A 14,375-nucleotide genomic window follows, 5' to 3' on the forward strand; every position below is an offset into this window, starting at 1 on the left:
GTTCGTCCCCGATCGTGTTCGCATCGTTCGAAGTCTGCAATCTACACCGAGCAGAGGCAAGTCTCATTCGTCGGCGAGCACTGGCTTGATGTCCAGAATCGGAGTCTCGTTCCAGGCGTCGAGTCTGTCGACCGTGATGGAGGCGCCTTCGATGGCGAGGATGCGGCACTGACTGAGGCCGATCGGGTTGGGGCGTAGCGGGGCGCGAGTGGCGAAGACGCCCTGGAGCGGATTGGCCGGATTACCGCGCGGATGGACCTGCAATCGCGAACGCGGCTCCGGGGCATCGTTGCGATCGAGCCAGTAGAGCACCCAGATCCGGGCGCCGGATTCCAGGCCCAGCAGGGCCGGCTGATATCGGGGATCGATGTCCAGATGCGGCCGTCCATCGATCACGCGCACCCGGCCGATGGGTGTGACTTGATAGGGCGGTCTGTCGCTCTCGGTCGGCTCGCCCATCAGCCGCAACGGCCACACCAGCGGCACCATCATCAGCCCGAGAACAAGGCGCTTCACCCAGCGTCGCATCGGCTCGAATCGGCTCATGCCGGCCTCCCGGATCGGCTCCATCAAAATAGACGCCGGAGGCGTCGACCTGGCTCTAGAATACGTGCATACGGCATCCACCCGATGGGCTTTTGAGCACACACCGAGGTTTTGCGATGACATCCAACACGCCTCTCCATGCTGACCGTCTGCGCGGCGTCTATTGGCTGGCCCAGATCGGATCCGTCGTCATCATGACGGCGCTGGCCTGGTTCCTGCCCGAGCTGATCGCCATCGACGACCTGCCGCAGATCCATGTCCCTGTGCTGATCGCTGGCCTGGTGGCCATTCCGCTGATTCTCATCGTCACACGCCGGTTGGTGCCGAGCGCCAAGCCGCTGGAGAAGCGCTACGATCCGTTGGACAATGCGACGCCCGCGCCCCGTTCGGTTGGACTCGGTACCTATCTCATCGCGCTGGCCCTGTGCGAGATCCCGATCGTGCTCGGACTGGTGGCCGTCCTGATGGGCGCACGTCCTGAATACGCGCTTGGTCTCGGCACCGCCGCACTCGGGCTGCTGTGGAACGTGCGCGCGATCCCACGCGCCTTATGAGCACCTTTACGAAACGCTATCATCCGCCCGGAACGGCACCGGGTACGCTGGTGGCTTCCGATTCGGCGGTACCGCTGAGCATCCGCCTCATCACTTACACGGATACGCACTACGCCGAAAGAACACTCAGCGACCCGATCGATGCGGTTCCCTGGCTCGACGTCGAGGCAACGAGCTGGATCAATGTTCAGGGCAATGTCCCGCCGGACGTCCTGCAACAACTCGGACAGCGGCTCAACCTGCACGATCTGGCTCTTGAGGACGTGCTCAACACCGGCCAGCAGGCGAAGCTGGAGGACTACGATGAACAGCTGTTCGTGGTCATGCACTGTCCCTCACTGGACGCCTCGGGAGCGCTCCAACTCGATCAGGTGAGCTTTTTCCTCGCTCCGGGGGTGCTGGTCAGCGTCTACGGCCAGGCGCAAGACCTCTTCGAGCCAGTCCGTGAGCGGTTGCGCCGCCATCACGGTCGCCTACGCCGGCGCGGCAGCGATTATCTGCTCTATCGGCTGCTCGACCTCGTCGTCGACCACGGCTTTCCTGTCCTCGAACACTACGGCGAACGACTCGACGCGCTTGAGGATGAAATCTTGGCGCAACCGACCCAACAGACGCTGGCCGGCATGCATCGGCTCCGCCGTGAACTCCTGTGGCTACGACGTCTGGCGTGGCCACAGCGGGAGGTCTTGAGCCAACTGTTGCGTGGCGACTGCGCCTGCATCACTCCGGAAACACGGCTCTTTCTACGCGACAGCCATGACCATACAGCGCAGATCCTGGATCTGGTGGAAAGCGATCGCGAGATGATCGCCAGCCTGCTGGACGTCTATCTGTCGAGTGTCAGCCACCGCCTGAATGAATCCATGCGGTTGCTCACCATCATCGCCACGCTGTTCATTCCCCTGACCTTCGTAGCGGGCGTCTATGGTATGAACTTCGGCAATAACACCCATGGTGCCTGGGCCATGCCCGAGCTGCGCTGGGACTATGGGTATCCCATGGTCTGGGGGGTGATGATCGCCATCGCGGTTGGGATGCTCTATCTCTTCAAACGTAAAGAATGGCTGTGAACACGGCCCAGCGCCCATGAGCAATCCGGATCATTCCCGATCGCCTGTTACGCTTATCCAGCCTGAAGCGTACAGCCCAGCAGCTCGGCGATCTCCTGCGACACCCGCTCGTTGTTGGACTCCGGCAGTCCGAGCCGCTCATAGAGTCCGTTCATGCCGTTGAACAGATAGAGCGTCTCGCGCTGGACCTCGCCCAGATCGGCAAACCGCCACCCGACCATCCCGGCCTGTCCGGGCACGGCCGTGCCGCGACACAGCAGGCAGAGCACCATCGAAAAGGTCTCGCCGACCTTCTCGATATAGTGCCACCAGTAGGGCCAGGCGTCGGTGAGTGCGCGGAAATAGGTTCGCAACTCGGGGATCTCGGAGAGTTCGCGCGGGTCGTCGTCCCAGCCCTCGAAGATGAAGGTGAGTGTACCTTCCCACTGCAAGGCGGCTTCGCGACTGGCCGAGAGCGGCGTCAGCTGTTCGAGCATGGGGGCGATGTCGCCGGCGATGACGGACTCGCGACTGATGACGATGACCAGCACATCATCGCGGGCGGGGGAGAGTCGGGCGAGGTGATGTTTGGCGGGCATGGTTCAGGACTCCGGGGCATCGGATCACAGCACACTTCAGGCTACCATTGACGCTGGTTTCCAGCGACACCCGAGAATGATGATGCCCGCCACCCTCGCGCCCGAGCGCCTGACCGGCGCCGTCGAGCGCGTGACCTTCCACAGCGCCGAGAGCGGCTTTTGCGTGCTGCGGGTGAAGGTGCGCGGCGAGCGCGAGCTGATGACCGTGGTCGGCTCGGCGGCCAGTGTCACGGCCGGTGAGTATCTGGAGGCCGAAGGCCAGTGGATCACCGATCGCCAGTACGGCTTGCAGTTCAAGGCCCAGCAGTTGCGGATCGTCCCGCCCAGCACGCTGGAGGGGATCGAGAAGTATCTCGGGTCGGGGATGGTCAAGGGGATCGGGCCGCATTTCGCCAAGACTCTGGTGCGGGCCTTCGGCGAGGCGGTATTCGAGGTCATCGAGCAGCAGCCCGAGCGGTTGCGCACGCTGCCCGGCATCGGGCCGAAGCGTCAGGAGCGGGTCACGCGGGCGTGGGCCGAGCAAAAGGTGATCCGCGCGATCATGGTGTTCCTGCAATCGCATGGGATCGGCACGGCGCGGGCGGTGCGCATCTACAAGACCTATGGCGAGGACTCGGTCGAGCGGGTGCGCGAGAATCCCTACCGGCTCGCCCTCGACATCCACGGCATCGGTTTCAAGACCGCCGACAGTCTGGCCGAACGGCTCGGCATCCCGCGCGATTCGCTGATGCGCGCTCAGGCCGGGGTGCGCCATGCGCTCCAGGAGATCGCCGGCAATGGTCACTGCGCCGCGTGGCGTGAGACGCTGATCGAGCAGGCCACGGCGCTGCTGGAGATCCCGGCACCGCTGATCGAGCAGGCCATCGACGCCGAATTGGATGCGGAGCGTCTGATCGCCGAGTCGATCACCGCGCGTGCGGCGCTGTTTCTCACACCGCTCCAGCGCGCCGAACTGGGTGTGGCCCGGCATGTGGCCCGACTCCAGCCCGGCGATCCGCCCTGGGGCCGGATCCAGACCGACCGAGCGTGGCCCTGGGTCGAAGAACGCACCGGATTGCAGCTCTCGGATTCCCAGCGCGCGGCCATCGCCCGTGTGCTCGCGGCCAAGGTCGCGATCCTCACCGGCGGCCCCGGCGTCGGCAAGACCACGGTGGTCAACAGCCTCCTGCTCCTGCTTCAGGCCAAGCACACGCGGGTGCGTCTCTGTGCCCCGACCGGACGCGCGGCCAAGCGGTTGAGCGAATCGACCGGGCGTGAGGCGCGCACGATTCACCGGCTGCTGGAATTCGATCCCGAGACCTTCGGCTTCAAGCACACGGCCGACAACCCGCTCGACCTAGATCTGCTGGTGGTCGATGAGGTGTCGATGGTCGATGTGAGCCTGATGAACCAGTTGCTGCGCGCCGTGCCCGATCACGCCGGGGTGCTGCTGGTCGGCGATGTCGATCAGTTGCCATCGGTCGGTCCGGGTGCGGTGCTCGCCGATCTGATCGCGTCCGGGGCTGTGGTCACGGCGCGTCTGACCGATATCTTCCGTCAGGCCGAAGCCTCGCGCATCGTGGTCAATGCCCACCGGATCAATGCCGGCCAGTTCCCGGAAGATCCCGACCCCGAGCGCTTCGGTCTCGATCCGGTCGCCGACATCCAGGTGCTGACCCCGATGAACCGGGGCGGACTCGGGGCGCGCGCCCTCAACGGCGCACTGCAAGCGGCGCTCAATCCGACGACCCAGCCGCGCCTGGAGCGCTTCGGCTGGACCTATGCGCCGGGCGACAAGGTGATTCAGCTGGTCAACGACTACGACAAGGAGGTGTTCAACGGCGACATCGGGCGTGTGGTCTCCATCGACCTGGAAGAGGGCGAGGTGGTCATCGACTTCGAGGGCAGGACGGTGGTTTATGAGACCGGCGAACTCGATGCGCTGGCCTTGGCCTATGCCACCAGCATCCACAAGTCCCAGGGGTCGGAGTATCCGGCGGTGGTCATTCCGCTGGCCACGCAGCACTACACGCTGTTGCAGCGCAATCTGCTCTACACAGCGGTCACACGCGGCCGGCGGCTGGTAGTGCTCATCGCCCAGCCGCGCGCGCTGGCGATGGCGGTCAAGCAGACCGGGGCCGGGCGGCTGACCAAGCTCCGGGAACGGCTTCAACATGACGCCCGATAGGGTGTCAGGGTGCTCTGGAGGTCAAATCGAGAATCCGCGCATCCTCTTCAGCGATATCCGCCAGGATCGGCCCAATGTCATCACCCATCAGCCGCCACATGAGGGCCATATTCATCGTTGAGACATAGGTCCGGCCATCGGCTTTCTCATAGACCGCGATCGAGCAAGGGGCCATCACCGCGACGAGTTTGGTTTCATCACGTGAAAACATCCGCGAGGCATATTCAGGCGAACAGAGTTTCAGCACCTTGATGCGTCCTGGATCGGGGCGTTGGTGAGCCACCAGGGCGGTTTGAAAGTCGAACACCTTCGCCACCTCCCAGCCCTGAGCCTGCGCCTTCTCGGTGATGGCGGTCACGGTGGCGTCAAAGGCATATGGACTGGGTTTCTCCTTGAGCACAGTCGCGCTCATGTTGCAGCCGGCCAGCCCGAACGCCAGAACCAAGGTCAGTAAGCGCCAGTCGATGCCAGTACACATGGGAGGATCCTCCCTTCAAGTAATATAATCATTATATTAGCATATTTTAATATTATGTTTCACATGACCCAAAATTCGCTCTATGGACTCCGGCGTGTCGGTCATCTCATCGACACAGCCCTGACTTCAGCACATCGAAGCGACGCCAACCCTTGAACGGCCCGATGATCTCTGCGGTGATCCAGCCGCCATGGTAGCCACCGGCTTGCGGGCGCGTTCGAGGGCATCCTGATCGATGGGCATGACGGATCTCCTGACGGACAGTGCGCGGGGTTGGGTCGGCTTCGGGCTATCATCCATGATTTCCGACCCCAACCACCCTGGAAACGCCTATGGAATTCTTCGCCACAGCGGCCGCTGACTGGAGTGCTGCATGAGTTTCCTGTCTGGAAAACGTCCCGGCCTCTCGACCAAGCTGCTGCTGGCGATGCTGGTCATGAATCTGGCCACCACCCTGAGTTTCACGCTCTACACCTACAGCCGCCAGAAACAGGCGATCATGGATGGGATCGACCGGACCTTGCAGGCCGGCGCTCAGGCCGTGCGTCTGATCGCCGATGAGACCCATGATCGGCTGACCCGCCAGTCCGAGATTCCGCCAGACACCTATCGGGCCTGGCTCGATGCCCTGTCGACGCTGGCGGCTCAGGCCGGGATCGAATATCTCTACACCGTGGCACGGCATGACGGCGGTCTCGGGTTCACACTGTCGAGCTACACCGCCGAAGAGGCCGCCGAGGGTGACTTCAACACCCTCCACGATCTTTATCCTGATCCCAGTGCGGGTTTGTTGGCCGCTTTCACTGAGGACCGGATCCAGTACGATCAATACACCGACGAATGGGGTACTTTCCGTTCGATCTTCATCCCAGCACGCTCGCCGGCCGGGGGTGAGTATGTGATCGGCGCCGATATCGCGCTCGCCGACATCGCAAGGCAGTTGCGACAAACCCTGTGGGACTGCCTGCTGATGGCCGGGCTGATGTTCGTCGGTATGCTCGGGCTGTCGTGGATTCTGGTGCGCGCCCTGCGGCGTGAGGTCGCGGTTCTGGCGCGTGAGGTCGACCGCATTGCCGAGGGCGAGCTTGACGTCCGCATCCCCCAGACCACGAAGGATGAACTCGGACGACTGGCCGGGACCATCAACCGCATGGCGCATCAGTTGCGCGCCCTCATCGGCGAGATCCAGCAGGCGAGCGGGCAGTTCGGTCGAGACTCGACCCAGCTGTCGAGCACGGCCCACACCATCGCCGCCTGGGCCGTGCGCGTGGCCCAACAGGTCGAACAGGTCCAGGCCGCCAGTGAAGCGCTGAACCAGACCGCCGCCGAGATCGCGCGCAACTGCATCGAGGCCGCCGAGGGCACGCGCCACGCCAACCGTTCGGCCAACACTGGGGCGGGCGTGGTGCGCGAATCCATGGCCGCGCTTGGGCAAATGGGTGAGCGGGTCAAGGGCATGGCCGGCGCCATGGGCGAACTCGGGCAACGCTCGCAGGAGATCGGGCAGATCGTCGGCACCATCGAGACCATCGCCCGGCAAACCAATCTGCTGGCCCTCAATGCCGCCATCGAGGCGGCGCGGGCTGGTGAGCAGGGACGCGGCTTTGCCGTGGTCGCCGATGAAGTGCGCGCGCTCGCGGTGCGAACCACCCGTGCCACGCAGGAGATCGCCGAACGCATCGCCGCCGTGCAGCACGACATCCGGGGACTCATCGACGCGATGCATGCCAGTGTCGGCGAGGTCGATGCCGGAACCGCTGAGGCCCAAGCCTCGATCAGCGCCTTGGACACCATCCTGGAGCAGATCGACACCGTCAGCGCCCAGGTCGAGCACATTGCCGCCGCTGCCGAGCAACAGACGGCGACCACCACCGAGGTCAACCGCACGCTGCAACAGATCTCCGATGGGGTACGCACGACGGCCGACGGGGCCGGTCAAACCGCCGCAGTCGCCGTCGAGATCGCCGATCAGGCGAGGCGGCTGCAATCCCAGCTCGGACACTTCCGGTTGGAGAACGATGGATCTCAGCGTTGCTGAAGCCTTGGCCCAGCGTGAACTGCGCCGCTTCCCCCAGCTGGCCGACTGGTCCTTCGGCTGGAACCGTCGCCGCCGGGCGCATGGGCTGTGCCGTTACGATCGGTGCCGGATCGAGCTCTCGGCGCTGCTGACCGCGCGCGAGCCGGATTCCGCGCTCATACTCAACACCATCCGCCATGAGATCGCTCATGCGCTCGCCGGTCCCCGTGCCGGGCATGGACCCCGCTGGCGGGTCTGGGCCGAGCGGGTCGGCTGCACGCACATTGCGAGCACGCGCGCGGCCTCACCCGAGGCCGAACCCCTGCCGGCGCGCTATGTGCTGGTGGCCATCGTCGATGGGCAGGAGCAGGTGATCTGCCACTATCACCGACGCCCGTCGCGCGCCTTTCTCGACTCGCTGCCGCACCGCCATGTGCGCGGACGGCCCGAGACGCGCGGGACGTTGCGCCTGGAGCGGGTGAAGACGACGGGATAGACTCGGTTCCATCTGCAAACCACAGCGCGAGCGTTTGAGCATGTCCAGGATGATTCAGTCTGTCCGTTGGCCGCTGGCCCTCTCGATCCTGATGCTTGGCGGGATGGCGAGCGCACTCGCCCAGACCGACTCACCCGTCTGCGCTCAAGAGGCCCGCGAACAGGCCCAACGTCTGCTCGACTTCCACGTCGGCGGTGATGACCGAATCTTCATCGACCCCGAGGTCGTCGAGAAAGCGCCCTTGCGCAACCCAGCCAATCCGAAACAGTCGTTCCAGGTGCTGGAGGTGCGAGGCATGATCCTGAAAGGCCAGTACCGGATGCGCCTGATCTACTATCGCTTCGAGGACTCCTGTGTTTTGATGGGGCAGGAGATCCTGGAATACGCTAGCCTGTGATGAAGACCCTGACCCCGCCCCAACTGCTCGGCCCGCTCAACCCGATCGAACGCCAGTACGCGCCCGAACGGTTCTATGTTGCGGGCGATCCCGCCATCCTGGAGACGGGCGCACGGGTGTCGATCGTCGGCTCGCGGCAGGCGTCGCCCGAAGGTTTGGCCCGTGCCCGCAAGCTTGCGCGTCGTCTGGCCGGTGAGGGGATCGTCGTGGTCTCGGGGCTTGCGCTTGGGATCGACACGGCGGCTCACACCGCCACCATCGCGGCGGGTGGTCGGACCGTCGGCGTGATCGGCACACCGCTGGATCGTTCCTATCCGCGCGAGAACGAATTGCTCCAGGCACGCATTGCCACCGAGCATCTGCTGATCTCACAGTTTACGCCTGGCACCAAGACCCAGCGCTTCCACTTCCCGCAGCGCAACCGCACGATGGCCCTGATCTCGGATGCCACGGTGATCATTGAGGCCGGTGAAACCAGCGGCTCACTGTCCCAGGGTTGGGAGGCGCTTCGTCTGGGGCGGCTGCTCTACATCACACGCGCTCTGGCCGATGATCCGGCGCTTCGCTGGCCGTCGAAGATGCTCGATCATGGCGCTCAGATCCTGAGCGATGCGACGCTGCCCGATTTCCTGGAAGCTCTGCCGTCTCGGCTGACTCCGGTACTCGATGCCGCCGTTCCCTTCTGAACTCCCCTTCTGTTCGTTGCTGCAATACTCCGTTCGCGGTCAGGATGAGCTGTCGCGCCGGTCTCGCGATGTGCGAACCGCGATCAAGACGGACGGCTTCATCGGTCAGACGCGCGTGATCGAACACGCCGCACGTCGGGTAGCCGAAAACCTTCAGGAGCAAGGCTGCCTTGCAAAGTGTCTGGGGCCGGACGTCGCCCTCGTACCAATGCCGCGCAGCGGCCTGTTGCGTTCGGGGGCGCTGTGGCCTGCTCTGGTCATCTGCGAGGCGCTGTACCGGCATGGCGCTGGAGCCGAAGTGTTGCCCTGCCTGCATCGTGTCGTCGCTATCCGCAAGGCAGCTACAGCAGCTCAGGGTGAGCGCCCTGAACCACAGGATCACTGCCGGACGACGTGTGTTGAGGTTGACGGTGTCGATCGACCGCGAGCGATCGCGATCGTTGATGACATCGTAACGCGCGGTTCCTCGTTCATCGGCGTTACGCCCCATCTGGTTGCTGCCTTTCCTGATGTACCCATCCGCTGTTTCGCTTTGGTCCGCACGATCAGTCAGGGCGAGATCGAGACCATCCTGTTTCCGACCACGGGCCTGATTCGTTACCGCCAAGGCCAGCTTCGCCGCGAGCCTTGAGCGGACAGTGGAACGGATGTTCCGTCGTCCTGATCGCTGTCGGTGATCCGGTCTTTCTGCTTTTTCTCGTCTGGTCGAGAGGTGCCGGGCTTGTATAGCGAGGGGGCGCATTTTTATATATTTCAACTTTTAAGAGTTTTAGAGCAACTAAATCACTTAAAAATCAAATGCATACAAGCATATTTAGGGAGGAATCCTGGAGCTGAAGCGGAGGAATCCTGGGTTTTGTGGGGAGGAATCCTGGAACAAAAGCGGAGGAATCCTGGACTTTGTGGGAGGAATCCTGGAGCAAAAGCGGAGGAATCCTGGGTATAATGTGAATTCCTCCAAAGAGATTCCACAAATGTCTAGCCGCCAACTCACAGTGACGAAGGCGAACTCCCTTGTGGAGGCTACTTATCACCTCACTTTGGCCGAGCAGCGCCTGCTTCTCCTGGTCATCTCCAGGCTGGATAGTCGCGTTGAACTGGATTCCAGGATTCCTCACACAATCACCGCCGCCGAGGTGATGACGGTCTTTCAGGTCGGTGAGTCACGTGCTTACCAGATCCTGGAAGAGGCCGCCGAGCGGCTCTACACCCGATCAGTGACGATCCACGAGCCCGACCCCCGCCAACCCAAGTCAGATCGACTGGTCACGCGCTGGGTCGCCGCCGTCAACTACAAGCCGGGCACAGGCGCAATCGAACTGTTCTTCGCGCAACCCATCATGCCCTTCATCAGCCAACTGAAGGCTCGGTTCTGTCAGTACCATCTTGCCAACATCGTGCCGATGTCTTCGGTCTATGCCGTGCGGCTCTATGAGCTTTTGATCCAGTGGCGCGATGCCGGCACCCGTCGAGTCGAGTTGGATTGGCTGCGCGAGCGGTTTCTTCTGGGTCAGAAATACGCCAGCATTCGTGATTTCAAGCGGTACGTCCTCCAGATTGCCATCGACCAGATCAACACCCACAGCGACCTCTGGGTGAAATGGGAACAGCACAAACGTGGTCGCGTGGTTCATGCCCTGACCTTCACCTTCGGCCCCAAGGCCGAGCAGAAGCCCGAGACTGAAAGCCGGCCTGCCTCCCCGGCCAACTCAAAACCCGCCAAGCCCAAGCTCACGCGCGCCTATGTCGAACGGCACGCCCAGCCTGGAGAAAGCTGGGAGGAAGCCTGGGAGCGCTGTCGTCGCAAGCTGGAGCAGGAGAATGCTGGATGAACGACGCCGCCCATGACCTGAACCGCTTCGTCGAGGCCCAGCGCGACATCTACGCCCAGGCGCTGGCCGAACTGCGTGCCGGCCGCAAACGCTCGCACTGGATGTGGTTCGTCTTCCCGCAGATCGCCGGACTCGGATCGAGCGCAATGGCGTGCCGCTATGCCATCCGCGACCTGGACGAGGCGCGGGCCTATCTGAACCATCCAATCCTTGGGGCGCGGTTGCGCGACTGTGCCGAGGCGCTATTGGCCATCAAGGAGCGATCGGCACGGGAGATTCTGGGATCGCCGGACGACCTGAAGCTGTGCTCCAGTGCCACGCTCTTTGCCCAGGTCTCGCCGCCGGGGTCGGCGTTCCATCGGTTGCTGGAACGGTATTGTGGAGGGCAGCCTGATCGGTTGACGCTGGAACGCCTGTCGGCTGGATCCAGGCATGATGAGCGATGATCGGGGCACCTATCTGGTGCGGCTGATCCCCGAGCACTCGGGGCCGGTGCGCATCGGTCGGCTCGGCATCCTGACGCTGGCCGGCGGGGAGCTGCTCTATGTCGGCAGTGCGCTGGGGCCGGGCGGACTGGCGGCGCGCTGTCGTCATCATGGGCGCGAGGCCGCACGTCCGCATTGGCATCTGGATTATCTGCGCCCGCACTGTCGTGTTCCGGGATGCTGGGTCGCACGCGGACTGGCGCGGCGCGAGCATGTCTGGGCACGCTTGCTCGGCACATTGCCGGGCGCCTCCTGGCCACTGGCGCGCTTCGGGTCGAGCGACTGCGACTGTCCGGCGCATCTGCTCCGGCTGGAGCAGACACCGGAGACGGCGGCGCTCAGTGCGCTGTTGGGCGTGCCGCTGGTGTGGCGGATGGCGCGGGGTCGGTTCGAGGAATTTGAGGCATGAGGAGACATTGATGGAGAGTGCGCTGTTACCCGTCGAAGTGCTCGACGTCGAGACCGAGCCTGAACCTGAACCTTCACCCAGCATCGAAGACGAGGGATCGCCCACGGATGAGCGCGCATCATCCGCGCCTGTCGTGGCCGACGAGTCAGTGCCGGCGGACGAACTCACCGAGCGACCCGATGCGCTCGCCCCGCCCGTCCTGCCCATCACCCCGCTTCAGCCGCCCCGATCCGTTGCCCTCTACATCGACGGCGACAACCAATACCCCGCCATCGCGCGCGATCTTCTGGCGAGCGTTCGGCAGGATTTGGGTCTGGACGTCTCGCGCGTGGTGCTGGCCGGCAACGATCATGGTCACACCGTGCCACGCTGGCAGGCGGCGCTGGCCAAGGAGGGATTGGCCGAGGATCGGATTCTGGCGCTGCGCGTACCCCGAAAGCCCGAGGCGGCGGATCTGGCCGTGATCCTGGAGCTGGGAGCGAACATGGAGCGGCATCGTCAGGGACCGGATCTGGTGGTGGTCGTCTCGCGCGACGAGTGGCTGATCGGAGCGGCTGAGGCGGTGCGGGCGCGGGGCTGTCGGGTTTGGGTTGCCTATGCCGAGAACGATGCGGTGCCGGCTCAGACCTCTCTACCGACGTTGCTGCTGCCGGCCGTCCAGCGCAACCAGGCCACGGGCAAGGCGGCAACAGTCGCCCCCGAGACGCCGACTGAAAGCATGAGGCCGACGGTCTCGGCTCCCACGCTCACACCCTCGACGAGCGTACCGACGGCCAAGCCCACAGCGGCAACTCCAGCCGTTCAGCCGACTCCATCGCACACGAAACTACTCGCTCAGGTGCGCGCGCAGTGCAAGCTACAGCCGGGCAGCGGGTATTCGGCCAACGAGGTCGGGCAGGTGCTCTACAAGCTGGGACTGACCGACAAGGCGGCTCGAACCCGATTCCTGAAGGCGATCGACGGCTTGCGGGAAGCAGGAGCGGGGAGGGGTATGTAGTCCTAAATGACTGATATTATGAGGATATGCGGCGATGAGTCACAGTGACTTAAGTAACTGCGACTTGACTTAAGTTAGTTTAAAATGACTGAGATTAAGTCATTTTAAGTCAAAGCAAGTCAATTTGACTTAAAGTAACTCACGGGTTCGGATTGGCGTTTCGGTTTCAGTCGATTAGTGTTAAATCTTGGAGCCGGCTGGAGGTATCGGCGAGAGGCGGTTGGTGAGGCGCGGCGCTTGGTGGGCTTGGAACGGGCTGAGTGGTTGCGGTAATGCACATTGCCATACAACTTGACGTGGATCATTTGCCACGCGCTCCATGGCGGCGATACTCTCGAACCATTTAAACGTCATGAAAACAATGGGGCTCATGTCCCCACCGGAGCGCGACGGAAACGGCCACAAGCTTGCAGCCCCGACGATGATCCGCCGAAGCTGAGACGATGCGCTCCGCGCCGGTGGCTCGTCCGAAGCTAGGGAGGCATGGAGGCCACGGCGCACAGCGTTCATTGGATCGAAGCTTTGAGGAGAGTGAGAGCATGGGTTGGAGAGCGCCGGTCGAGGCCGAGCCGTTGCAGGCCATGACAGCGAATCTCGGGAGGGCGGACAGGTCGGAACACTCCGACCCGGAGCCGTTGACCGAGGCACGGATGGGCGAGTCAGTTCCGCCACTGGCCCGCTTCCGCGTTCATTTCATGGCTCAGGAGCCGATCCGGTTGCCCGAGTACAGCGGCTCGGCCTGGCGGGGACTGCTCGGCCACGGACTGCGCCGCACCGCCTGTGTCACCCGTCAGCCGACCTGCACCGGCTGTCTGCTCATCCACCACTGCGTCTACTCGACCCTGTTCGAGACCCCGGACGCCCAGGGAACACCGGGCGGAGCACCGCATCCCTTCATCCTCGCCATCGATCCGCGCGCCCCGCGTGCGCTGGAACCGGACGCCGTCTTCAGTCTTGATCTCCAGTTGCTGGGCACGGCCATCCAGCAGATGCCCTATCTGATCCACGCCTTCGGACTGGCCGGCCAGCGCGGATTCGGGCGCTCGGGCGGACGCTTCACCCTGACCGCCGTCGAACGCGAATTGACGCTGGGCTCTGAGGACTGGCAGACGGTCTATGACGCCACGCTCGGCCGCTATGAGCCGCTGGAGACTGCCGCGCCCGTGGTGCCGCCGGTCCCGGCGCGCGCCCAGCTGCATCTGCTCACCCCCTGGCGGCTCAAGCGCGAGGGTCGGCGGATCGGTGCGCGCGAATTGACGGCGCTCGACATCGCCCACGCCCTCTATCGCCGACTGCGCACCCTGGCCGCCGCGCATGGCGGTGATCCCGATACCTTCGATCATCGCCGGTTGCCGACCGATCCCGACGCCCTTCAGTTGGAGGTCGACTGGCTGCGCTGGCACGACTGGACGCGCTATTCCTCGCGTCAGGATGCACTGATGCAGCTTGGCGGCCTGATCGGTGAAGTCAGCCTCACCGGCCCGGCGCTCGCCGCGCTGTGGCCGGCACTCTGGTTCGGGCAGTGGACGCATGTCGGGCAGGGCACGGCCTTTGGGTTGGGGGAATACCGGATCGCCGTCGCCGACGACAAGCTTGTGACGGCGGCCTGATCGGCCCGCTTCGGCGATCATGCTTACCAGACATCGCCCAGTGCTTCCATCGT

At 63.8% G+C, this 14,375-nt stretch carries 16 protein-coding genes; 13 read left to right on the forward strand and 3 right to left on the reverse strand.

The window, feature by feature from the left end; translation table 11 throughout:
* Nucleotides 1-63 precede the first annotated feature (63 nt).
* On the reverse strand, nucleotides 64-546 hold the full coding sequence (gene tsaA / locus ALVIN_RS16090; RefSeq protein WP_012972392.1) for a tRNA (N6-threonylcarbamoyladenosine(37)-N6)-methyltransferase TrmO: 483 nt from the start codon (nucleotides 544-546) through the stop codon (nucleotides 64-66).
* Between the two features lie 116 nt (nucleotides 547-662).
* Here tsaA and ALVIN_RS16095 point away from each other — a divergent pair, with 116 nt between their 5' ends.
* Nucleotides 663-1,100 carry a hypothetical protein gene (locus ALVIN_RS16095; protein WP_012972393.1) on the forward strand — a complete coding sequence of 146 codons (438 nt, stop codon included), beginning with the start codon at nucleotides 663-665 and terminating at the stop codon, nucleotides 1,098-1,100.
* Nucleotides 1,097-2,170 (forward strand): magnesium/cobalt transporter CorA, encoded by a 1,074-nt coding sequence (gene corA, locus ALVIN_RS16100; RefSeq protein ID WP_012972394.1) that lies wholly within the window; start codon nucleotides 1,097-1,099, stop codon nucleotides 2,168-2,170. Before ALVIN_RS16095 ends, corA begins: the two co-directional genes overlap by 4 nt.
* Nucleotides 2,171-2,223: 53 nt before the next feature.
* Here the strand turns inward: corA and ALVIN_RS16105 are convergent, their stop codons facing one another.
* Nucleotides 2,224-2,748, reverse strand: coding sequence for a chlororespiratory reduction 6 domain-containing protein (locus tag ALVIN_RS16105; protein ID WP_012972395.1), 525 nt, complete (start codon nucleotides 2,746-2,748; stop codon nucleotides 2,224-2,226).
* A gap of 82 nt (nucleotides 2,749-2,830) precedes the next feature.
* Between ALVIN_RS16105 and recD2 the strand changes: the two genes are divergently transcribed.
* Nucleotides 2,831-4,915, forward strand: a complete 2,085-nt coding sequence (recD2, locus tag ALVIN_RS16110) for an SF1B family DNA helicase RecD2 (RefSeq protein WP_012972396.1) — start codon at nucleotides 2,831-2,833, stop codon at nucleotides 4,913-4,915.
* 4 nt (nucleotides 4,916-4,919) lie between these two features.
* On the opposite strand, the gene ALVIN_RS16115 is transcribed toward recD2, so the two are convergent.
* Nucleotides 4,920-5,393 carry a DUF302 domain-containing protein gene (locus tag ALVIN_RS16115; RefSeq protein WP_012972397.1) on the reverse strand — a complete coding sequence of 158 codons (474 nt, stop codon included), beginning with the start codon at nucleotides 5,391-5,393 and terminating at the stop codon, nucleotides 4,920-4,922.
* Between the two features lie 373 nt (nucleotides 5,394-5,766).
* On the opposite strand from ALVIN_RS16115, the gene ALVIN_RS16120 reads away from it, so the two are divergent.
* The 10 genes from ALVIN_RS16120 (at nucleotide 5,767) to cas6 (ending at nucleotide 14,322) form a co-directional block, all read left to right on the forward strand.
* Nucleotides 5,767-7,431 carry a methyl-accepting chemotaxis protein gene (locus tag ALVIN_RS16120; RefSeq protein WP_012972398.1) on the forward strand — a complete coding sequence of 555 codons (1,665 nt, stop codon included), beginning with the start codon at nucleotides 5,767-5,769 and terminating at the stop codon, nucleotides 7,429-7,431.
* Nucleotides 7,412-7,906 (forward strand): SprT-like domain-containing protein, encoded by a 495-nt coding sequence (locus ALVIN_RS16785; RefSeq protein WP_012972399.1) that lies wholly within the window; start codon nucleotides 7,412-7,414, stop codon nucleotides 7,904-7,906. Before ALVIN_RS16120 ends, ALVIN_RS16785 begins: the two co-directional genes overlap by 20 nt.
* Nucleotides 7,907-7,946: 40 nt before the next feature.
* Complete coding sequence (locus ALVIN_RS16130; protein WP_012972400.1) at nucleotides 7,947-8,303, forward strand: hypothetical protein; 357 nt, start codon at nucleotides 7,947-7,949, stop codon at nucleotides 8,301-8,303.
* Nucleotides 8,303-8,989 carry a DNA processing protein DprA gene (locus ALVIN_RS16135; protein ID WP_012972401.1) on the forward strand — a complete coding sequence of 229 codons (687 nt, stop codon included), beginning with the start codon at nucleotides 8,303-8,305 and terminating at the stop codon, nucleotides 8,987-8,989. Before ALVIN_RS16130 ends, ALVIN_RS16135 begins: the two co-directional genes overlap by 1 nt.
* A complete protein-coding gene (locus ALVIN_RS16140; RefSeq protein WP_148217650.1) occupies nucleotides 8,970-9,620 on the forward strand; it encodes a hypothetical protein in 651 nt (216 codons plus the stop codon). Before ALVIN_RS16135 ends, ALVIN_RS16140 begins: the two co-directional genes overlap by 20 nt.
* A 343-nt stretch (nucleotides 9,621-9,963) precedes the next feature.
* Nucleotides 9,964-10,821, forward strand: a complete 858-nt coding sequence (locus ALVIN_RS16145; RefSeq protein ID WP_012972403.1) for a RepB family plasmid replication initiator protein — start codon at nucleotides 9,964-9,966, stop codon at nucleotides 10,819-10,821.
* Nucleotides 10,818-11,267: a DUF1810 domain-containing protein gene (locus tag ALVIN_RS16150; protein ID WP_012972404.1), complete on the forward strand. Its 450-nt coding sequence runs from the start codon at nucleotides 10,818-10,820 to the stop codon at nucleotides 11,265-11,267. The genes ALVIN_RS16145 and ALVIN_RS16150 overlap by 4 nt, the downstream gene beginning before the upstream one ends.
* Complete coding sequence (locus ALVIN_RS16155) at nucleotides 11,254-11,715, forward strand: GIY-YIG nuclease family protein (RefSeq protein WP_012972405.1); 462 nt, start codon at nucleotides 11,254-11,256, stop codon at nucleotides 11,713-11,715. Before ALVIN_RS16150 ends, ALVIN_RS16155 begins: the two co-directional genes overlap by 14 nt.
* 10 nt (nucleotides 11,716-11,725) lie before the next feature.
* Nucleotides 11,726-12,712, forward strand: a complete 987-nt coding sequence (locus ALVIN_RS16160) for an NYN domain-containing protein (RefSeq protein WP_012972406.1) — start codon at nucleotides 11,726-11,728, stop codon at nucleotides 12,710-12,712.
* A 539-nt stretch (nucleotides 12,713-13,251) separates the two neighbouring features.
* Nucleotides 13,252-14,322: a CRISPR system precrRNA processing endoribonuclease RAMP protein Cas6 gene (gene cas6 / locus ALVIN_RS16165; protein ID WP_012972408.1), complete on the forward strand. Its 1,071-nt coding sequence runs from the start codon at nucleotides 13,252-13,254 to the stop codon at nucleotides 14,320-14,322.
* Nucleotides 14,323-14,375: the final 53 nt, after the last annotated feature.

This window comes from Allochromatium vinosum DSM 180 (genome assembly GCF_000025485.1).
In the GTDB taxonomy this organism is placed as follows: domain Bacteria; phylum Pseudomonadota; class Gammaproteobacteria; order Chromatiales; family Chromatiaceae; genus Thermochromatium; species Thermochromatium vinosum.